The 21,390-nt window shown below is 33.9% G+C and carries 15 protein-coding genes; 1 reads left to right on the top strand and 14 read right to left on the bottom strand.

The features are described 5' to 3' along the window. Positions 1 to 71 precede the first annotated feature (71 nt). The 8 genes from HMPREF0631_RS03570 to prdR all read right to left on the bottom strand — a co-directional run bounded on the left by HMPREF0631_RS03570 (position 72) and on the right by prdR (position 9,212). Positions 72 to 968: a sulfite exporter TauE/SafE family protein gene (locus HMPREF0631_RS03570; RefSeq protein WP_002843465.1), complete on the bottom strand. Its 897-nt coding sequence runs from the start codon at positions 966 to 968 to the stop codon at positions 72 to 74. A gap of 138 nt (positions 969 to 1,106) precedes the next feature. After that, complete coding sequence (locus HMPREF0631_RS03565) at positions 1,107 to 2,114, bottom strand: proline racemase (protein WP_002843475.1); 1,008 nt, start codon at positions 2,112 to 2,114, stop codon at positions 1,107 to 1,109. A 26-nt stretch (positions 2,115 to 2,140) separates the two neighbouring features. After that, positions 2,141 to 2,608, bottom strand: coding sequence for a glycine/sarcosine/betaine reductase component B subunit (locus tag HMPREF0631_RS03560; RefSeq protein ID WP_002843471.1), 468 nt, complete (start codon positions 2,606 to 2,608; stop codon positions 2,141 to 2,143). Between the two features lie 11 nt (positions 2,609 to 2,619). Next, positions 2,620 to 3,378 carry a proline reductase cluster protein PrdD gene (gene prdD / locus HMPREF0631_RS03555; protein WP_002843462.1) on the bottom strand — a complete coding sequence of 253 codons (759 nt, stop codon included), beginning with the start codon at positions 3,376 to 3,378 and terminating at the stop codon, positions 2,620 to 2,622. Positions 3,379 to 3,508: 130 nt separating this feature from the next. Then, positions 3,509 to 4,240, bottom strand: a complete 732-nt coding sequence (gene prdB, locus HMPREF0631_RS09680) for a D-proline reductase (dithiol) protein PrdB (protein ID WP_080547788.1) — start codon at positions 4,238 to 4,240, stop codon at positions 3,509 to 3,511. A gap of 25 nt (positions 4,241 to 4,265) precedes the next feature. Next, positions 4,266 to 4,631 (bottom strand): CBO2463/CBO2479 domain-containing protein, encoded by a 366-nt coding sequence (locus HMPREF0631_RS03540; protein ID WP_002843477.1) that lies wholly within the window; start codon positions 4,629 to 4,631, stop codon positions 4,266 to 4,268. A 56-nt stretch (positions 4,632 to 4,687) separates the two neighbouring features. Next, entirely contained in the window at positions 4,688 to 6,595 is a 1,908-nt protein-coding gene (prdA, locus tag HMPREF0631_RS03535) for a D-proline reductase (dithiol) proprotein PrdA (RefSeq protein WP_002843479.1), read from the bottom strand. A gap of 853 nt (positions 6,596 to 7,448) precedes the next feature. Then, positions 7,449 to 9,212 (bottom strand): sigma-54 dependent transcriptional regulator PrdR, encoded by a 1,764-nt coding sequence (gene prdR / locus HMPREF0631_RS03530; protein ID WP_002843470.1) that lies wholly within the window; start codon positions 9,210 to 9,212, stop codon positions 7,449 to 7,451. Between the two features lie 384 nt (positions 9,213 to 9,596). Here prdR and prdC point away from each other — a divergent pair, with 384 nt between their 5' ends. After that, positions 9,597 to 10,910, top strand: a complete 1,314-nt coding sequence (gene prdC / locus HMPREF0631_RS03525) for a proline reductase-associated electron transfer protein PrdC (protein ID WP_002843473.1) — start codon at positions 9,597 to 9,599, stop codon at positions 10,908 to 10,910. Between the two features lie 97 nt (positions 10,911 to 11,007). On the opposite strand, the gene HMPREF0631_RS03520 is transcribed toward prdC, so the two are convergent. The 6 genes from HMPREF0631_RS03520 to HMPREF0631_RS03495 form a co-directional block, all read right to left on the bottom strand. Next, a complete protein-coding gene (locus tag HMPREF0631_RS03520) occupies positions 11,008 to 12,096 on the bottom strand; it encodes a cell wall-binding repeat-containing protein (protein WP_002843469.1) in 1,089 nt (362 codons plus the stop codon). Positions 12,097 to 12,335: 239 nt separating this feature from the next. Beyond that, entirely contained in the window at positions 12,336 to 13,424 is a 1,089-nt protein-coding gene (locus HMPREF0631_RS03515; RefSeq protein ID WP_002843474.1) for a cell wall-binding repeat-containing protein, read from the bottom strand. Positions 13,425 to 13,642: 218 nt separating this feature from the next. Further along, positions 13,643 to 14,620 (bottom strand): peptidylprolyl isomerase, encoded by a 978-nt coding sequence (locus tag HMPREF0631_RS03510; protein ID WP_002843472.1) that lies wholly within the window; start codon positions 14,618 to 14,620, stop codon positions 13,643 to 13,645. A gap of 152 nt (positions 14,621 to 14,772) precedes the next feature. Continuing rightward, positions 14,773 to 16,962 carry a cell wall-binding repeat-containing protein gene (locus HMPREF0631_RS03505; RefSeq protein ID WP_002843464.1) on the bottom strand — a complete coding sequence of 730 codons (2,190 nt, stop codon included), beginning with the start codon at positions 16,960 to 16,962 and terminating at the stop codon, positions 14,773 to 14,775. Positions 16,963 to 17,092: 130 nt separating this feature from the next. After that, a complete protein-coding gene (locus HMPREF0631_RS03500; protein ID WP_002843476.1) occupies positions 17,093 to 20,596 on the bottom strand; it encodes a cell wall-binding repeat-containing protein in 3,504 nt (1,167 codons plus the stop codon). A 99-nt stretch (positions 20,597 to 20,695) separates the two neighbouring features. Next, positions 20,696 to 21,133 (bottom strand): hypothetical protein, encoded by a 438-nt coding sequence (locus tag HMPREF0631_RS03495; RefSeq protein WP_002843480.1) that lies wholly within the window; start codon positions 21,131 to 21,133, stop codon positions 20,696 to 20,698. Positions 21,134 to 21,390 lie beyond the last annotated feature (257 nt).

Raw genomic sequence — 21,390 nt, 5'->3', positions numbered from 1 at the left:
TCCCTCTAGAAAATCCTAGAGGGATTTTTTTACTATTAAATTAAAACCAATTCGCTTAAAAATGCCTAAGCTTACTGCATAGCTCTTGCTTTTTTAGTCTTCATACCCTTACTAAACATTGTGTAAGCAGTGTAAAGTATAACAGCTATAATAACGAATTTCAACTTATTTACATCTACACTTGAGAAGAACTTATAGGCAATGAATACACCGACAACACCACCTATAGCTATAAGTATAGAAACTAGCTTGTTGTAAGTCTGTTCCTTGATAAACTTAACTGAACAAGTTGGCATAAGTACTGCACAAGAACCCATCATTATAGGGAAGGCAGCCTTTACGTCCATTCCTAGTAAGAATATAAGGGCCATACAAGGTGCGTAAAGACCAACACCTGCTGTCATAAGAGCTCCAAGTATAAAGTTAACAACTATACCAATTATTAACTTGATTCCTGTAAGCCCCTTAGCTGTACCACCTGCTTCAAATAATCCAAGAGCTGGGTGAGTTACAAGCATTATAATAGCTGCTACAAATAGACAAACTCCCATTACTATCTGAATCTTCATTTCGTCCATCTTAGATATTATACCAGCACCAATGTATGAACCAAGCGCTGCTGCAAATAATAATGCTACTAGTGTGATAGGCTCAACTTCAACAGCTGATGTAAATATAAGTGCTTCAACTAATACTGGAATAGCACATGATACATTTAGAGTACCTGGTATTTCCTTATCGCTGATGTCAACCTTTAATAACTTGAATAGAGCAACTATAGGACCGAATGAACCTATACCAAGAGTGTCACCAAAGTTAGTGATAAAACCTATGAAAATAGATTTTCCAACCTGAGCTCCTGATGTGTTACCTAAATTTTCTTTATGCTTAGCAATGTCTGCTACCATTAGTATACCAGTACCTGCTATACATATTCTGAATATCCATAATAATATAGTAACTATCATACTTTATTACCCCCAAAATTAATTGTAAAATAGCTCAATTTATTTATCGCAGGCAAACGCGATTTATCAACGTCATATTTAATTATGTTATTACTGCATACACCTCCTAAAAGGAGATGTATGCTTATTTTAATACTATTATTTTAAGATAAATCCATGCTTAAGTGGATCTTCATCGTCGATTACAAAGTGATTGAATCCTGTGATATATGCAGAACCTGAAATCTGAGGTATAACTGCATCGTATTCTCCAACCTTAGCTGTACCTACGATTTCACCTTCAAATATTGTACCAAGGATTGATTCATAGAAGAACTTGTCTCCCATCTTGAATTCACCCTTAGCATGTAGAGTAGCAAGTTTAGCACTTGTTCCTGTTCCGCATGGAGATCTGTCAACCTGTCCCTGTCCAAATACAACACAGTTCTTGTAAGTTGCACCTGGAGTATCAGTTTCTGACCACCATTCAACTAGGTCTACTGTCTTAATGTGTGGTAATTCTGGATGCTGTACTGGTATTTCTGCATTTATGATGTCTCTTAACTGCATACCTAAAGAATTTAACTTTCCTGCATTTTCTGGAACTATATCAAGACCAATTTGGTCAGCCTTAACTATAGCGAAGAAACTTCCACCGAAAGATATATCAAATTTGATCTTACCAAATCCTGGTAGTTCAACTTCCTGATCTCTCTTGTATAAGAATGCAGGTACGTTCTGGAAAGATACCTTCTTAGCCTTACCATTTTCAACTAGTACTTCACCTCTGATTATACCAGCTGGAGCTTCCTGAACAACCTTAGTTATAGGTTCAGTAACTTTTACAATACCTGTTTCAACAGCTGCAGTCATAGCACCTATTGTACCATGTCCACACATGTTAAGGTATCCGCCACCGTCCATGAATATGATACCGTAGTCAGCTTCTTCAACTGTAGGCTGAGTTAGTATTGAACCGAACATATCATTATGTCCTCTTGGCTCAAGCATAACAGCAGTTCTTAAATAATCAAGATTGTCTTCTAGCCACTGCTTCTTTTCTGGCATATTTTTTCCCTTTATATTTGGGATTCCACCAACTATAATTCTTGTTGCTTCACCAGCAGTGTGAGAATCGATTGCATGAATACTTCTACTAAATTTCATAATTAGTACCTCCAGTGTATTATTAATTATTTTGCTTTACGCATTTTAAGCTTTAGGAAGACTAAAGCCTTTCTTGCGTCTATTATGTCAACATTGTTTTCACCGACAACCTCAGTCTCTGTACCAGACTCGCTCTTGTTGATGTCAACAATTGTATCCATATACTTATTAGTTACAACAAATTTTGCCTGAACTCCGTTAAAAGTAACACCTACTGTTGGTATTCCTCTTTTACCGATTTCTTCAAATGTATTTGCATAGTCAACGTGTGAGTTACCCCAGCCATCAGCGCTAAGGATTACACCATCTGCTCTCATAGCTTCACACCATGCAGCAGCTCTCTGGCCAACTAAGTTCTTATATTTGTTGTCATCAGGTGTTCCGACTACAACTATACCTGCAAAATCTATATCTGTATCTTCACCTAATACTTTTACTAGTGGATCTCTAAACATATGTAATGATGTTTCCTTTGTTGAAGGACCTATACCCATAGTCTCACCCCCTAAACTAGTGCTCTTAAGATACCATCTCTGTATTCGTTAGGAGATAGGATCATAGGCATATTACACATATCTATTACTGATGTTCCAGCTTCAAAGCCACTTGGCTCCTGTGCAAATAACAAGTTGTCATACATTGCACCCTGACCAGCAACCTGCTTAACCAAAACAACCTTCTTCTTACCAGGACTTATCTTATCTAGGAACTCATGAGAACCATCGGCAAGTCTTCCATCGATGCTCTTAAGGACAGCTCTAATCTCCTGTATAAAATCGTCACAAGCTTTAAAACATGCGTTTGGTAAATTTCTGTCAAATGGAAGCCCACCTTTAATCGTAACGTCCATATGTATAATATAATCAGTCACGTCAGGAGTACCACATCTTCCAAATATCATCTGTTCACTAAGATTTCCTTCAGATGAACCAAATTCGTGCATCTGTCTTCCATCTTCGTCAACTCCTGTAAGCATTACATACACACCAGAAAGTGTGTGAGTTATACCTTCACCCAATCCTCCAAGAACTTTGGTAGATATGGGAATTATATCCATAATAGTGTTGATTTCTCTATCATAGTCTCCAGGTTTGATGATTTCTAGTCTAATATTTGTAATCAAGTCATTTGATGCCTTTAGCTCTTCGATCTTTTCCTCGACGATTTCAAGTACATCACCCTTGATTCCAAATCTTTTCCCAAACTTCACCTCGTTTATGGAAAACGGTTTTATTACAAGTCTTCTTAAAATCTTTTCTTCCATATACATTACCACCTTTAATTAAACTAAGTAAACCGACATCCCCTATATCATTAGATTATAGAGGATGGGCTTACTGTCATTATAAGCTAAACACTAAATAAGTTCAAGACCTATAATGTTAAATATTCAACTATATTGCTGCGTGGTATTCAAATGGTAATGGAACTATCTTACCAGCAGATGGTATAGATACTAACTGTTCAAGTGTAGCCTTTAGGATACCTGTCTGCATTTCCACGTTGTGTGGTTCACCAGCGTTAGCACCCATTGGTACTAATGGAGCAACCGCTCTTGGAGTACCATTCTGTCTAACTACTGGAGGAAGAGCTGCTATTATTATAGTTGGTATACCAGCTTCTTCTATTGCTCTCTGCACGATCACGGCAGTTCTATGGCAAGTACCTCAGCCAGCTGTCATGACAACGCCATCTACACCCTCTTCTTTTAACTTAGCAGCGATTGCTGGACCAGTTTCTTCTGTGAAGACATGCTGGTTACCACCACCACCCATGAATGTGTAGTGCATTGGAGCAACGTCCTTTATAAATCCTTCAGCCTTTAATTCATGAAGTCTCTCTATTGGGAACATGCAGTTAACGTCTCTATTAACGTCAGAGTTGTCATATCCACCATGAGATACCATAAGGTCATCTGGAGTAGCTGTGTCTGGAACCATTCTGAATCCAGTATCACCAGCTAGGTTAAATCTTTCATCTGTCTTTAAATGTACACCAGCTGCAGTAGCAAGTGCTATTACCATTTCGTTTAATGGCTTTGTAACAGGAGTCCAAACTGGAGGAGGTGTTATTGGAACATATATCTCAGATTGAAGTCCTGGAACTGTTGTAAGTTTACGACTCATTTGTAATTTCTCCCTTCAAATTAATTTAAATATCTAATCCTAGTTCTTTTATCTTTTTCTCAAGCTCTTCTAATTCTTTCGTTTTTTCCAAGATTGATTTTTCAAGTCTAGTCAGATTTTCAAATTTTTTCTTTTCTTCAATTTTACGCTGACCATTCATTTTTCTAATGTATTCCTCGTTGGGTTCAGGACGTAATACCTCTGGGTTGCTTAACATAAACCCGACTTCTTGACCCACCTGAGGATTATAGTCAGTAATAAGCATTCTATTTGGTATCTTAAATTGTCCTAACCTACCCTTAAGGTCAATTGTGACTGCGCCACCTTCAACGTCTACAATGACGCCTTCATAGTATTTTTCAGATGACATATATCTTAAATCTTCTTGCATACTATTTTTATCCTTTCATGTAATAGGTTTTGAACAAAACTATACGCTATATTAGATTATTCTCCTTCAACTGGAGTATAAGTATCTTCTACTATACCAGCTTCTATGTCTGCTCTTTCGTATAACTGACTTCTCTTTCTAGTCATGTTAAGTGAAGTTTCGTTCTTTTCTAGAGGAATTTCTATACCTAGAGCCTTTTCAATTGCGTCTATGTTGTTTAACTTAACGTTGTTATTCCACTTTCTTTCAGCTGGCTTAACTTCTTCGCCTTCTATAGCATTCTTTAACATAGCAACTATTCTGTGTGCTTCTTCTGGAGCTAAACAGTTGTTTTCAAGTATTTCGTTTTCTATACCCTGTCTTGACTTGTTGTTGTCAACCATGTGAGTCATGTACTTGTTACCAACAACTAGAGCACCCTGTACTGCACAGTAAGATACACCAACTACTGGAATACCTCTCATACCTATCTGTTCGATATGTGATGCGAAGTCTATATGGTTGTTACCAAATCCTTCAGTTGTAACTACAGCACCATCTACTTCCATAGCTTCTACTAACATACCTAGTCTTCTAGATACATAGAACTTTTCAGAGTTAGCCTGTGGAGAACCTACGAATACTACACCTACTAGGTCTAGTTCTTCATCTTCCATTACTCTCATAACTAATGGCTCTCTCCAGTAATGTCTAGACATTTCCTTAGAAGCAGGTCCTATACAAGTAAGAGCGTGGATACCACCATCTAATACTTCTAGTGGAGAAAGAACAACTGGAACGTTACCTAAGTCAACGTTTGGTCTAGCGCCTAATGTACCAACTGGTTCAACTGGTAATATTAGGTTGTCGTGCATTGCACCCTGACCCATTATTTCCTTAACTATAACAACTTTCTTTCTTCCTGCTCTTCTGTACTGGTTGATTACTTCTGTATCAACTACTAGAGATTCATCTTCTATAGCCTTTATAGCTTCTCTTATTTCCTGAGTGACATAGTCAAATGCCTTGTGAGCAGCTAGAGGTCCTGGTCTTTCCATGTTAGTACCAGCCTTTATAGTTACTTCACCCTTGATGAATATTTCACCAAATTCAGCAGCACCTGGTCTACCCCACATCATTGTTGTATCCATAGCACCTTCTGAAGAACCGAATTCACCTATCTGAACACCGTTAGCATCAGTACCAGTAAGAACCATTACAGCTCCATCAAGCACTCTTGTTACACCTTCACCAAGTTCTCCTTCTTCTTTAGTTGCGATTGGCTGAAGGTCAAGAATTGCTTCTGAATATTCATTATATCTATCTGGAGTTATTATGTCTAACTTAAGATCTAATACTAGTTCTTCAGTAGCAGCAGCTTCTGCACATATTTCTTCTGGATTTCTTATTGTAAGTGTAGTTCCTTTGATTTCAGTTTTTTCACCGAATACTACCTTATCAATCTTGTAGTGTTTCTTAGTAAGACTTCTAAGAACCTTAGTTTCTTCTACTTCATCTGCAACTGCACCAGCTTCCGCAACTGGAACAACAACACCAGCAGATGGAGCAACACCAGAACCACCTATAGCACCCATTGGTATTTCAAGGTTGATTCCCTTACCTTCAGCTATCTGTATTCTTAGAACTCCGTCTGCCTGAGCAACAGGAGCAACTGCAGCTACAGGAGCTTCAGCAACTTCTTCAACTACTTCTTCCTCTTCTTCACTTTCAAGAGCATATCCTTCTGTGTTTTCAGTAGTCATTGGTGTAAGAGCGTCTAGAGTCTGAGTTAACTTAGCTCCTAATACCTGACCTATAGTTAAAGCATTCTCAGGAATTTCCAATAATCCAGAATCGATTAGGTCTGGGAATATTGCTGGATCTTCAAGATTAGCAGCTTCAACTACTGTACCAGCTTCAAATCTACAGCAACAAACTGCAGGATCATTAGCATGGGCTTTTGCTGTTTCATTAGTTATTGACATAGCAAAAAATCCTCCTTAAATATAGTTAAAATTTAATTTATAACAAAGTTGAATATGTTGAAATGATTTTTAAAAATTGCGACACATCTTATCAATGTACCCTAATACAAACAAACCACTCACAACTATATTACTTTTTGTTCTGCATCCAACCTTTAGCTACTAAAGGTTCTTAAGGTGTTAATATCAACAGTAAACAACTCTATAGTCTATTCTTAATTTGTTATCGATATCACTTTCCTTAATTCATAATATATAATAGATTCATAAAATTTTCAATATGTAAGTTGATAGTTTTTTTCTATCATGCATATTTTTCAATTAATAGTCATGTTTAATTTAGACTAATTATATACATTTTACTTAGCTATATAGAATAAAGTGGCTTTGTATTCTATAATACTGATTAAGTTATAACAATATCAATATTAAACACAAATATACACTTAACAAAAACATTACTGACATAACTACAGCAATATCCATGCCAACAATTCGAAACAGTGTAAATTTCATTTATTTTAATATTATGCTTTGTTTATTTAAGTGGGTTTAGCTATATACCAAATTATATTAATAGAGTTTTTCTATATAAACAATACCATAAAGCTATATGTCTAATAACCGACAACTTTTTCATTTTTTAATTAGTAAAATGCACTAAAACAAAAAAATAAGCCCTCCAACACCGCTTATAGGCTTGTTTATAGGCTTATTTTACAACTACACAACTATTTGTCTGTTTTTTGAACATATGTCTGTTTTTTATACACTTTTGCCATTTTAATATATATATGCACTTACAAGATTTTTTTCTGTAACTTCAAAAGTTTTTTACTTGTATTTTTTATATCTATTTATCCCTAATTCCATATTGATCCATTTTATAATACAATGTTGTCCTAGGTATATTCAAAATTTTTGCCGCCTTAGACCTATTACCAGATGTTTTTTCCAAAGCTTCCTGTATCTTGTTTTTTTCTAGTATTTGGACAGCCATATTAAGATCCATCGGGTACATAGTCTCCTTATCTTCTTTGCTTTCAACTTTATGTCTAATATAAACAGGTATATCTTCAACTTCCAAAGTGTCTCTGTTAGATAAAACGACCATATTTTCCATAGTATTTTTTAGTTCTCTTATGTTTCCCTTCCACTCATATCTCTGAAGCATATCCAAGGCTTCTTTTGAAATTTTCAAAAAAGGTTTATTATTTATCTTGCACTGCTCTTCCAAAAATTCATATATTAGTATTGCAACATCTCCACCCCTCTCCCTAAGTGATGGTAGGTTTATCTCTACGACATTCAATCTATAGTAGAGATCCTCCCTAAATGTCTCTTCCTTGACCATAGCAGCTAGGTCTTTGTTTGAAGCTGAAATAACCCTTACATCAATTTTTATAATCTCATTTCCGCCAACCCTCATTATCTCCCTCTCTTGAAGAACTCTAAGAAGCTTAGCCTGCATATTATAAGGCATATCCCCTATTTCGTCCAAAAATAAGGTTCCTTTATTTGCCAGTTCAAATATACCCGGCTTACCATTTTTTGTAGCTCCAGTGAAGGCTCCAGGTTCATATCCAAAAAACTCACTTTCAAATAATTCCTGTGGTATAGCACTACAGTTGACAGGTATAAATGTCCCCTCTCTCTCACTATACTTATGTATGGCCCTTGCAAAAACTTCCTTACCAGTACCACTTTCTCCATTTATCATAATTGATGAATTGGTTTTAGCTACCTGCTTTGCCATGTTTTTAGCCTTTTCTAAGGGGTAACTCTTGCCTAAAATCTTGTCAAACTCACCTATTGAAAGAGATTTTACTTCTTCAAGGTACTTTATTTTTTCTTGTGTAAGTTCAAGCTCCTTAGAAAGCTTGCTGGCATCGGTTACATCTACCTCTGTACAAACTACACCTACAAATTCTTCTTTATGAAATACTGGGAAGGCATGAACAACTCCATATAAATCAGTGCCTGCCATATTCTTTTTTGTATAGTATACATCGCTCATGGCCTGTCTAGTTGTAAGTACTCTCTCCGATATTGTGTCGACTAGATAGTCACTCATTTTCCTACCAACTATCTCATCAGATGTAATGTTGTACCTTTTTTGCATAAACTTATTCCATAATATCACAACCCCATCACGGTCTATGGCACTTATGCCCTCATTCACCTGGTTTATTATATGCTTTAAGGTAGTAAATTCTTCATTTAGGAAAGGATAGTTATTTTGTTTTACATAGTAGGCATTTAAATATCCTACGACACTGTCATCCTCAACTACTATGTACATATAGTTTTCATCTTCCAAAAACTTAGTATAGGTCCTAAAATTATAGCTCCTGTCTATCATTATAAATTCTTTTTTTACTATATCTTTTAATACGGCTTGCCTGTATGATGTTCCCTTTTTTTGAACAAGATTGGCTATATCCAGTATACCTATATAGCCTGTAATCATATTTTTATTCCTATCAACCGTTATAACCGTCTTTTTATTTGTAATTAAGTCTTCAAATACATCCTCAACTTTGAGGTTTTCATCAGCTGTGACAAAGTCTTTTTGCATAACATCTTCTAAATTTTCTTTTGAAGGAACTTTGAACAATTACAACCACCTCTCTTTCTCATTGATTAGCACAACTTTTATCTATAGATTAGATTATATCACATATTGGTAGACTTTTTGTGAAATCAATATATATCATCCAAGTAAATTATTTTTTTACTCTATACCTAATATTTACACCTTTTTTCAAACAGTATCTCCGCTATACTTATTTTTTATATAGTAAATAAATATTTATTATACCTATCTTTTTATACAAGTACTTGTTATTTTGTACCTGTATGGTATAATACACTTATAAGAGTGGATTTTTCCGCTAAGCATACTTTTAAAATGATAGATTCAATCTGTTTACTAGCAAAACAAAAACATTACTAAATTACTAGCTAATAACACTACTATTATTTTTTAAGGGGGCAAATTATGTCTAAGATGATTCATTTATTATTAAAGCAGAATATTGGCGCTAAGAACACTCCAGTTGTTAAGGTTGGAGATGAAGTTAAAAGAGGACAACTAGTTGGTACATTTGAAGGACTAGGTGCTTATTTACATGCCAGCGTTGATGGTAAGGTTGTTGATATTACTGAAGATGAAATCATAATTGAAGCAAACGATGTTCAAGGAGAAGACTATGTAAAGATCGAAAAAGGTGCTACAATAGCTGAAACTGTAAAGAATGCAGGTATTGTAGGTCTTGGTGGTGCAGGTTTCCCAGCTCACGTTAAGCTTGGTACTGATCTTGGTGGTACAGGGTATGTACTATGTAACGCTGCAGAATGTGAACCAATACTTTCTCACAATATGAACCAGTTACTATTAGAACCTGAAAAACTACTTAGAGGTATGAAACTATGTATGGAAGCTACTAATGCTGCTCATGGTGTATTCGCTCTAAAGGAAATACATCCAAAGGAAATAAAGGCTCTTGAAGCAATTATAGATGATGAGAGAATCAGAATCGAAGCTATGCCAAATATGTACCCAATGGGTGAAGAAAGAGCTGTAGTTAGAGAATGTCTAGGTATCGAACTTGATACTGACCAGTTACCATCAGCTGCAAACGCTGTTGTAATAAACTCTGAAACTATGTGCGCTATAGCAGATGCTGTTGATGACCTAAAGCCATTAATAGAAAAAAATATAACAGTTGCTGGTTACTTAAATACTGCTAACTCACTAGAAATATTTATGAACGTTCCAATCGGTACTAGAGTTGGAGACCTTATAGATAGAGCTGGTGGAATATTCAAGTATGGTGAATACGGCGAAATCATAATGGGTGGACCATTCACTGGTACTAGCACTACTGTAGATGACTACACTAAGAAGGCTACAGGTGGTATATTAGTTACTAAGCCATATCCAAAGGGAGCTCCAAAGATGGGTCTTCTAGTATGTGCTTGTGGTGGTAACGAAGCTAGACTTAGAGAAATAGCCGGCTACATGGGTTCTCAAGTAGTAGGCGTTGAAAAGTGTAAGCAGGCAATCGAAGGTAAGGGTGGCGCACTTAAGTGTGAAAGACCTGGACACTGTCCTGGACAGGCTGCTAAGATGCTTAACCTTAAGAAGGCTGGAGCTCAGGAAGTTCTAATCTCTAACTGTACTGACTGTACAAACACAGTTATGGGTGTTGCTCCTAAGATGGGTATACCAGTTCATCACCAGACTGACACAATCCTAGAAACTATGGGAATTGAAAAGATAAGATTCTTGAAGGATGGACAGAAGAGATAGTCTTATACAACTAAAATTTTTATAAAATAAATACCGAAGATGATTTTTCCCCATCTTCGGTATTTTTAATGTCTTTTGACTTGTATCTCAGTCTTTATTATCTAGCTATTGTAGCTAAGTCCTTTTCCACCTGGGCTGATACTGTTGATTCTCCACCTACTATTATTACGTTCTTTATTGACTTTGTTTCTTCTATGTATTTCTTTACATCTGGATTTAATCCCTTAGCTTCTGTTAAGAGAATTGCTGCATTCTTGCTAGATGCAAGCGGACCTGCTGACAGGGCATCTGGATAGTCTTCACCTGATGCAATTATCACTGTATCTATATCTTTATTTAAGACAGTTTTAAATGCCTTGGCAACTTCTACAGATGTCTTGTATCTGTTTGAACCAGCTAATCTAAGTTTTTCATTACCCTTTGGAAGGAATGACTCTCCACCGAATACAACTTCTAACTTATCATGATCAATCTTATAACCCTTTGGCAACGGAACGGTAACTGGTTTTTCTTTTTCTTTATTTCTTTCATACTGATACATAAAAGGAGTTGCAGACATCGCATCTGCAAAATCACTGCCATCATAAACCGCTAAATTATCTGGATAACCATAGCTATTATATATCTCTCTAATTATCTTAGAAGTAACTAGTCCGGCTGTCTCATATCTATCTTTACCAGAAATCCTGCTAGTCAGGTCTGGAGAAAAGTGTTTAATATCTTCCATGACTTTTTCAGATATACTACTTTTACCACCGATAACATAATATTTTTGATTCTTGTGTGTATTTAAAGCAGAATACAAATATGGATTTACTGAGTTCTTTTCAGTCAATATAACTGGTGATTTTAGATAACTAGCTAATATTCCTGATGATAGGGCATCTGGAAAATCTTCTCCATTAGCTATTACAATGTTTTTATATTCACCTAGTGCCTCACTTATTTTGTAAGATGTCTCATACCTATTCTTTCCTGCTATCCTCTCTACGGACAACTTTTTAGTATCAACAACTTTAATACTTCCGTCACTCGCCTGTTCATTGATAACTGGGTTGTTATCAATTGCAACTTTACCTTTTGAACTCGCATCAGACACATCTACAACCACATCTGCAAAAGAATACGACCCAAGACTTCCCACTAATGCAAGTGCTACAATAAATTTTTGTACTTTTCTATTCATACTATTCACGCTCCTACTAAGTATAATCTCAATTATTTAAGCTATAATAAATCCATTTGTTTTATTATTTTACCTACATAAATACAACTTAATTTTAGCACCTCGATTATAAATTGTAAATATCTTATTGAAAATAATCCCCTATTTTTAATGTATATTTTAAATAAAAAATACCGAAGACGACTTACTGCCAATCTTCGGTATTATTAAGGTCTTATATATAGCTCTCTAAACTTTTATTATCTTGCTATTGTAGCTAAGTCCTTTTCCACCTGGGCTGATACTGTTGATTCTCCACCTACTATTATTACGTTCTTTATTGACTTTGTTTCTTCTATGTATTTCTTTACATCTGGATTTAATCCCTTAGCTTCTGTTAAGAGAATTGCTGCATTCTTGCTAGATGCAAGCGGACCTGCTGACAGGGCATCTGGATAGTCTTCACCTGATGCAATTATCACTGTATCTATATCTTTATTTAGAACAGTTTTAAATGCCTTTGCAACTTCCACAGATGTCTTGTATCTGTTTGAACCAGCTAATCTAAGCTTTTCATTGCCCCTTGGAAGGAATGACTCGCCACCGAATACAATTTGCAGAATATCTGAATCTACTTTAACCTTTGGATTCCATGCAAGAGTTATTGGAGTACGAGTCTTTTTATCGTTGTTGTTTTGATATAGAAAAGGAGTCGCAGCTAAGGCATCTGGGAAATCTTCCCCATTATAAACTGCAAGCATATCTGTGGCGTAATCATTTCCAAAGATATCTTTATCTATCATTGAAGCAACTTTACTTGACGTTTCATACCTATTTTTGCCTGCTAAAATTTTAATACTATCTTTTGAGAATGCTTGTATGCTTTCCTTTGTGTTTTTAGATACGCTATTTTCACCACCAACTATGTAATACTGCTGATTTTTATGTCTGTTTAAAGTATCAAGTAAATACTTGTCTGCTGATTTTTTTTCAGTCAATAAAATTGGTGCTTTAAGATGACTAGCCAATAAACCCGCTGACAAGGCATCTGGGAAATCTTCTCCACTTGCTATTACAATGTTTTTATATTCACCTAGTGCCTCACTTATTTTGTAAGATGTCTCATACCTATTCTTTCCTGCTATCCTCTCTACGGACAACTTTTTAGTATCAACAACTTTAATACTTCCGTCACTCGCCTGTTCATTGATAACTGGGTTGTTATCAATTGCAACTTTACCTTTTGAACTCGCATCAGACACATCTACAACCACATCTGCAAATGAACATGATCCAAGAGTTCCCACTAATCCAAGTGCTACAATAAATTTTTGTACTTTTCTATTCATACTATTCACGCTCCTACTAAGTATAATCTCTATTATTTAGGCTATAATAAATCCATTTGTTTTATTATTTTACCTACATAAATACAACTTAATTTTAGCACCTCAATTATAAATTGTAAATATCTTATTGAAAATCTTAGTTGTCAATATCTTAGTTGTCAATACATATGTTACACTTACGAGAAAGTTATTCAAAATACTTGCTATGATAGAAATCCCTACAATTGTATCTTTATTTTCTTTATATTGTCCTTATAGTATTTCACACCAATTCTATTAATTATCTTTTTATTATTTTCCTGATATAATTTTTCTAACAAATCATCTTTTATTTTTGTTCTACAAGAATCCAATGTTTTTGTTAAATTTCTTTGGTTATCAATTTTTATTATAAAATATCCATCCTTGCTTTTTACTACTCCAGTATACTCTTTATCCCTCATTATCAAAGCCTTTTCACGTAATTCCGGAATCAAATTTTCTTTTTTGATTTTTCCAATGTAGCCCCCCTTATTCTTACTGTTTTCATCTTCTGAATACTTTTTGACTACAGTAGAAAAATCCATGCCCTTTTTTAAGTCTTTATAAGCATTTTCTGCCTTAATTTTATCATTAGGATTCTTTATCCAAATTTGATAACAATCAAATTCCTTTTCTTTAAATTCATTTATCTTGTCTTTATAATATTTTTTTATATCTTCCTCTTTGATTTTGACCCTTTTATTAAATTCTTCTTGATTCTTGTTCTCAATCATCTTGTCTCTGATATATTTTTTTAGTACGTGATCATCTATATTCAGACTCTTATACTCATTGCTTTTTATTTTATCCTCCTCAATATTTTGCTTAGCACTGTCAAGCATATCATTTAATTCCTCTTCTGAATATGAATACCCATTCTTTTTATTTTCTTCATCCTTATAATGACTCATTATTAAATAATCTATAACGCTTTTCTTAAATTGTTCCGTACTTCCGTCAGATGAAACTACAACACTCTTCCAGCTATCATCACCAAAAATAGAATTATATTCAAATTTTGCCAACTTTATATTATCATTAACTTCACTTAGCCTAACATCAAATTTATCAGTACTTGCAACTATTTCATCCTGCTTACAAGCCAAAAATGTAATAGGCATCAAGATTAAAATAAGAGCACAAATAAAGGTAAATTTATTTTTCTTAATACTCATGAACTATCAACCTCCAATTTTATAAATCCTATAATTTGATATATAACAAAAAAGATTTAAATCAATATGGGTCTTAAGCCCTTATTGAAATAAATCTTTTTTCCTATTTTGCTTTTTAAAATGGCATATGGAAGTATCAAAGTTTTAAAAACTTATAACATGTCCTCCATATCATCTATCACATTATCAGTAATACTGTTTTCACCGCCAACTATTGTAATCTTTCCTATATCCATATCTTCAATAATTTTTTTAATTGATTTTGGAATCTTATTTTTATTTGTCAATAGTATTGGGGCTTCCTTTTTCCCTGTAAGTGTACTAGCTGCTAATGCATCAACAGGATTTTCACCACTGGCTACTATAGCCTCATTAAAGTCCTTATAGGCATACTTGGCAATATTGGCAGATGTTTCATACCTATCCGTTCCAGATAATCTTACAACTGATATTTGCATTCTATTCAACTCTTTTTCCACGTCACTTGATATGGAATTGTTGCCACCAATTATATATACCTTCTTCACATTCATCTGTTTTAACCTATTTTTTACAGACATATTTAAAGTATTTCTACCATTCAATAATATAGGTAGGTCTTCTTTTGTTGCTAGAGATGAAACTGAAAGAGCATCTATATTCTTATATCCATTTACCAGGATAGCCTGGCTGGATTTTTTAGATAGTCTACTAACTTCCTGGGATAGTTTATCAGAAGTGTCAAACCTATCCCTTCCTGATATACGTGTTACTTTTATATCTTCTTTTTTTAATCTAGACTCAACACTACTGGAGATAGAGGATTGACCGCCTACAATAACTACCTTATCCGCCTTTAACCTCTCAATCTCATCAAGAACTTCATCTGAAATAGAATTTTTATTTGTCAATAGTATTGGGGCCTCTTCAATATCGGCATATGATGATGCAACTAGGGCATCAGCAATATTTTGACCACTTGCAAGAACAACTGTATCTACAGATTTAAAGTTTTTTTCGCTTACCTCAACAGAAGTCTCATATCTATTATCACCTGACAACCTCTGTATTTTTTCTGATTTTTTCTTATTTTTATCCTTTTTCTTCTTGTTTAGGTCTTTTGCCTCCTTGACAATAGCTTCTATAGACTCTTTTGAAGTAGATGAATCAATCTTATTTTTAAAATTAGTTTTTTCATCACTTGATAAGTCTGTTAATCTGTCTATTTCAGATTTTGCATCTTTTTTCGATTTATCAATATCCTTTTCAATTTTATCATTGGCATACTTTGCTTCTTTTAGTACCTCGTTGATTTTTTCTTTTGACTCGGCATTGTCTATATCTGCCTTGTATTTAGCCTTACTATTTGAGTCTAATTTTGACAAATTATCAATACTTATTTTGGCTTCTTTTTTAGCTTGTTCTAACTCGTCACCTTGGCTATACGGATTTTCATTGTTTGTAGGATCTTTTTCAATAAACCTATAGTCAAGGGTAAGAATGGCATTAGGTGACGTAGAATTTTCATCCAAATTTTCATATGGATTTATACCATTAAGCATATCCATCGCATCAACCTTTACTTTAAGATATCTTTTGGGATTATCTACATGCTTGTCTATATTTATTTCAACACTTTTTAGAAAATCTCTTAAATTACCCTCTGCATCTAGTTCATTCTTAGTTTTTAATACCTTTACTCTGGTCAATTCCCCCAGGTACTCCAAGTGACTTTTATCAACATTTTCTTCCTTAGTATTATTATAATACCACAAATTCGTCAAATGACCATATGCTCCCATAAAGTACAGACCTCTTAGGTTAAACCTTAGTCTTATTTTTCCACTTTCATCTACAATTAGTTTGGCCTTACTCATGATAGCATTATTTCCCATTGAATTTTGTTCTGTTAACTCAAAATTCCTCAAAACTATGGGAACATTATAGACTCCCTTTTCCAATTGAGGCTTTGTTTTCAATGAATAAATATCCTTGATATTGTTTTCATCACCCCCAATTTGAATTAAATTTTGATCTAATTCCTCAATAGTAGACTTAAGTTTATTAGTATCTTCACTATTTAAATATGTCTTTGCAGTTTTTACAAAAATTTTTAGCTTGTTGATACTTTCATCTGTTTTTAATACCAATGTATCTGTGTCTTCTGCCTGGTCAATTAATTTTTTTAATTCATTTTGTAAATCCGTTACCTCTTGATTAGAAGCTCCCTTAATATTTTTCGTGTTAATTTTTTCGACCACATTTAAATCTAATCCTTGAAGATTTTGATTGGCAAGGGCTACTGAACCTGTTGACAATAAAATTGCCAAAGATAAGGCCACAGATGATGTTTTCTTAAACATTAATATTTTCCTCCCATCAATATTTTCAATATTTTATACTTCTTCAACAGTTCTCTTTTAAACGACTGTTTAGATAAATTTAATTAAAGGAGGATAAGCCCTCCCTTAATTAAATATCTTGAGAGAAATGTTATTTAAGAAGTCCTTCTACCTTGTCTTTTACTCTATCAGAAATAGTCTTTTCTCCACCTATCAATAAGAATTTTTTTGCTTTGGATTCTTCTATCCTATTTGAAATACTCTTTGGTATTCTTCTCTTTTGTACCAATAGCATAGGAGCCTTTTCCATTTTTGTTAAAACACCTGCTGCCAGGGCATCTATAGAATTCTCACCACTTGCAAGAATAACCTTATCACTGTTTTCGTAAGCATATTTTGCTATTTTTGAAGATGTCTCATACCTATCTTCTCCTGCCAACCTTTCGTATTCTACATCAAGAGCCTTTATATTGTCTTCTATTCTCCTTGGTAAAGAAGCTCTACCTCCAATTATATACATCTTCTTAATATTTGAATCTCCAACAATATTTTTTATATCTTTACTTAAACGATTTCCATCATTTAATAATATTGGTAAATTCTCCTTTGTAGCCAATGAAGATACTGATAGTGCATCAGCATTCTTGAAGCCATTTACTATGATGGCTTCTTTAGCCTTATTTGACTTTAGCAATTCTTTTGCAATTTCATAGGAAGTTTCATATCTATTATCACCCGCTAGTCTTTTTACAGTAATATTTTTATTTTTCAAGTCAGAAACCACCTTTTCAGATATGGAAACTTTTCCACCTACTACTATTACATTATTCGCATTCAATCTCTTTATTTCATCAAAAACATTTTTTCCTATTTTCTTTCTCTTAGTTAAAAGTATTGGTGCTGATTTTGATGTTGCTAATGATGAAGCTGCCAAGGCATCTGCCGAATTAGTACCACTTGCAAGAACAACTGTATCTGCTGACTTAAAATTATCCTTACTTATCTTTATAGCAGTTTCGTACCTGTCATCTCCTGCCAATCTTTTTGCTACTTCATTGCTATCGTTTCCTTGATTATCGCTATCATTTCCTTGATTATCTTCTACTTTTTTAGCCTTACTCCAATCTAAGAACAGTCTGGCATTTTGCCTTCCTGCACCTTTTACTATATCATCATATGATTGGGCATTATTTTTTATTGCATCCATGGCATCTACATATACTTCAATATTGATAGTATTTTCCTTAGAATTTTTATCAAATTCATAAACCTTAGGGAATTCCATTTGTTTTCCCTTCAAGTTTTTATCCATAAATTTCTTTAATACCCTTGCCTCTGATTTTGATGAAGTAAAGGAGCTATCATAAATATTTAATCCCCATAGATGTCCATACATATTCATAAACTCTAATCCTTTAAAGGCTACTTCATATGAATACTTATTGTCCTTCTTTCTTACTATTGCGTTTCCATCAAGGGCTTTCTCACCCATTGAAGCAGTATCAGAATGTGCTTGTAACATTCTAACGGGAACAGAATAAACTTCAGCTTTATTAGCTTCTTTATCATTTGCCTCCTTGGCTTCTTTATCATCGGCATCCTTGGCTTCTTTTAGTATTTTTTCTACTTCAGCCTTTGTTGTCGCACTATTTACCCTGCTTTTATACTTTGTTTTTTCTTCGGTACTTAGATTAGGTAATTTGTCTATTTCCTTATTGGTATTTGTTTTTAGCTTGTTTAAATCTTCTACAACAGGTTCAGTATATGAATTTTCTTCTGCCATTATATATTTAGAAACCGGCTTATCAATAGGTATTTTAGCATTCAATTTTCCACTTACTACCTTTAGTCCATATTTCGCTAATTCAATATTATAGTCATCTACTACCTCTTGAATGTTTCCATCATCCTTTATTTCATAGAGTTTCAAGCTATTATTCAGCTTCAATGGTTCAACTTCATTTTCGTCCAAATTTAATAATGACAATGTCAAAAGGGGTTTACCTTTAGTATAATCCTTTAATTGTTCATTTTCCCATCCATTTGGTATATCAGCAGGCTTTCCATCTTTATCAAGTAGGCTGATTGATAGTGGGTAGTATCTACCTATTTTTTTATTTTTTAACTTTTCTTTGATCGTATCAGTAATATTTATTTTTTTTATTTCTGCCCTTGTATCATAATATAGTGGGGCTATTCCCATATTTTCATCAAAAACATAACGATTTATTCCAATATTTGCCAAATCAAAGCTTTTTGACTGTCCATTAAATTTTATTTTTACTACTTTTAAATTTGTAGCCACGTCAATACTTCTTTTATTAACCTTTAATTCATAAGAAAAGATCCCGGAGCTAGGTTGTCCATCCCTAAAAGACCTTACCTTAATAGTTAACTTGCCCCCTTCGAGATACTGGTTAGATATGCCCTCTCTTCCTACCCCATTTTTTGACTCGTTGATAGAAAGGTTATATGTAGGCAGACCCTGGCCATCCTTATCATAGGCATCTCCAAAATAGTATAGTTCTTTCGAGTCTATCGTAGGGTCGCTCCCATCAATAGTATACCTATACTGATCTTCTACATTATAACCACCATTTTTTCTAAATGAAAAAATATTATCTGAACTATCAGAATTAGCAAATATTTGCTTTGTAAAGAGGTCTTCTATTTTCTTTGTGTATGGTTTTTTAGAAAGGAACAAAGGGTATCCTCTGATGTTCAGTTTCTTTAAACCTATGGTGTCACTAGAGAAATCAGAGTCAAAGCTAGGGTCTATCATGATTTCCAACTTAAATGTCCCGTTACGATTTGTATTAGGGTAATTTTCCTTTTTCAAATCAATGTTAATATATTGAGTAAGTTTATCTAGCTGAATTTCTGCCTCTTTTAACTTATATGTAATTTTTTCACCATCATAGTCATAGTGTTCAACCGTCTTTTCTTGGGCATCTTCTTTGATAATTTCTTTACCAGCTATTTTATAACTATACTTAATTTCTTCTATTTTGCTTTTTTCATATGTAGTTAAATACACCTTTATCTTATATTTATCTCCCACCCTGCTTAGGTTAGCCATCCAGTACTTGTCCTTGCATACAAGCCTTACAGTTTTACTTTGTCCATCAGCAATTTCCGGATATGCTACATCGCTTAAGTCTCTCTCTGGCATAAATTTTATGGGTGTGTTTTTCTTAGAAACGAATTTTTTGGTAATCTTATTATAAAGTCCATAATCAAGACTACTAAGGTTATACATAGACATATTCATAAAGTCACGATGTTGTCCATCTCGAGCATCTGCATTTATCATAGATTTATAAGTCTGTACAACCGCACTGGTGTCTTCATCTTTTACTTCATGCACGATCCTGTCCGGATTTTCTTCATCAAAAAACCCCTTTTTTACACCCTTAAATCCATAGTCTTCTAAATTAGCATACCAGGCTATATAGGTTCCCAAGTCATAACCAGCAAAAACAGAATTATACCTAACTTTATAAAAGAAGCTCTTGTCTTTAAAATTGCTGTAGGCTTCATTTGGGGAGATATAATCAATGACATCGTCATTTGCTTCTGCCCTTATGTTGATATTGCCGATCGCAGTAAATAACATTGTTGTCGCTAGCAAGATACTTGATATTTTTTTAAGCATTTTATTCTCCTTCCTATAAGATACTCTATTGTTTATTGTTATGTTTATATAAGAACAGCAAGCTTTAATAGACATATATTTTCATCTAGGTTTTCTATATTAGTTGTTTATTTCCAAGTCTACGTGTTTTTCTCCATGTGTTATTCCAGCTACTTTTATTTTAGCCTGACCACTGTAATACTTTCTTGAAGTATTTGCAAGAGTTGTTGGTGTGACATTTGTTCCTGTGAAATCAAACTCATATCCATCAATTGTGCCTGGCTGTTCTTGCAAAGTAAGTTCAGAAATATATCCACTAAATATACCTACATATATTTTCTTAGTTTTCACCCTTTCCAACTTTAGGTCTGTATTATTATTCACTACTATCCCGTTAGAAAATGCCTCGGTTGCATGTGCGCCCATTCCTGTATAAAACTCATTATTAGCTATATTCTTATACACAGTCACACTCTTGTCTAGGGCGAATGCATTTACACCTATCGCAGAAACTATAGCCATTGCCATTACTGTTGATAATAACTTTTTAAACTTCATAATCTATCCTCCTTTGTAATATAACTTTTCAACTTACATATATTCGACCTATATATGTCTATAAAGCTTACCTTCATCTTGCTTATAAGTGATTATATAAGCTATACATATAATAACATATACGATATTCATTGTCAATCAATATAAATTCTCATATTTAATATCTTTATATTTTAAAAAAGATATCCTATTTTATTGGTATAATTTTTTCTTGGTTGATTGTATAATTAACCTCCTATTTTTTAATATATACTTTT

This window comes from Peptostreptococcus anaerobius 653-L (assembly GCF_000178095.1).
Lineage (GTDB): Bacteria > Bacillota > Clostridia > Peptostreptococcales > Peptostreptococcaceae > Peptostreptococcus > Peptostreptococcus anaerobius.
The sequence above is the reverse complement of the archived record's forward strand: the minus strand, read 5'-3'. Positions and strand labels throughout refer to the sequence as shown.

Coding starts and splice junctions, on each gene's coding strand:
- HMPREF0631_RS03570 (WP_002843465.1), bottom strand. CDS start 968: ATGATAGTTACTATATTATTATGGATATTCAGAATATGTATAGCAGGT.
- HMPREF0631_RS03565 (WP_002843475.1), bottom strand. CDS start 2,114: ATGAAATTTAGTAGAAGTATTCATGCAATCGATTCTCACACTGCTGGT.
- HMPREF0631_RS03560 (WP_002843471.1), bottom strand. CDS start 2,608: ATGGGTATAGGTCCTTCAACAAAGGAAACATCATTACATATGTTTAGA.
- prdD (WP_002843462.1), bottom strand. CDS start 3,378: ATGGAAGAAAAGATTTTAAGAAGACTTGTAATAAAACCGTTTTCCATA.
- HMPREF0631_RS03540 (WP_002843477.1), bottom strand. CDS start 4,631: ATGCAAGAAGATTTAAGATATATGTCATCTGAAAAATACTATGAAGGC.
- prdA (WP_002843479.1), bottom strand. CDS start 6,595: ATGTCAATAACTAATGAAACAGCAAAAGCCCATGCTAATGATCCTGCA.
- prdC (WP_002843473.1), top strand. CDS start 9,597: ATGTCTAAGATGATTCATTTATTATTAAAGCAGAATATTGGCGCTAAG.
- HMPREF0631_RS03520 (WP_002843469.1), bottom strand. CDS start 12,096: ATGAATAGAAAAGTACAAAAATTTATTGTAGCACTTGCATTAGTGGGA.
- HMPREF0631_RS03515 (WP_002843474.1), bottom strand. CDS start 13,424: ATGAATAGAAAAGTACAAAAATTTATTGTAGCACTTGGATTAGTGGGA.
- HMPREF0631_RS03510 (WP_002843472.1), bottom strand. CDS start 14,620: ATGAGTATTAAGAAAAATAAATTTACCTTTATTTGTGCTCTTATTTTA.
- HMPREF0631_RS03505 (WP_002843464.1), bottom strand. CDS start 16,962: ATGTTTAAGAAAACATCATCTGTGGCCTTATCTTTGGCAATTTTATTG.
- HMPREF0631_RS03500 (WP_002843476.1), bottom strand. CDS start 20,596: ATGCTTAAAAAAATATCAAGTATCTTGCTAGCGACAACAATGTTATTT.
- HMPREF0631_RS03495 (WP_002843480.1), bottom strand. CDS start 21,133: ATGAAGTTTAAAAAGTTATTATCAACAGTAATGGCAATGGCTATAGTT.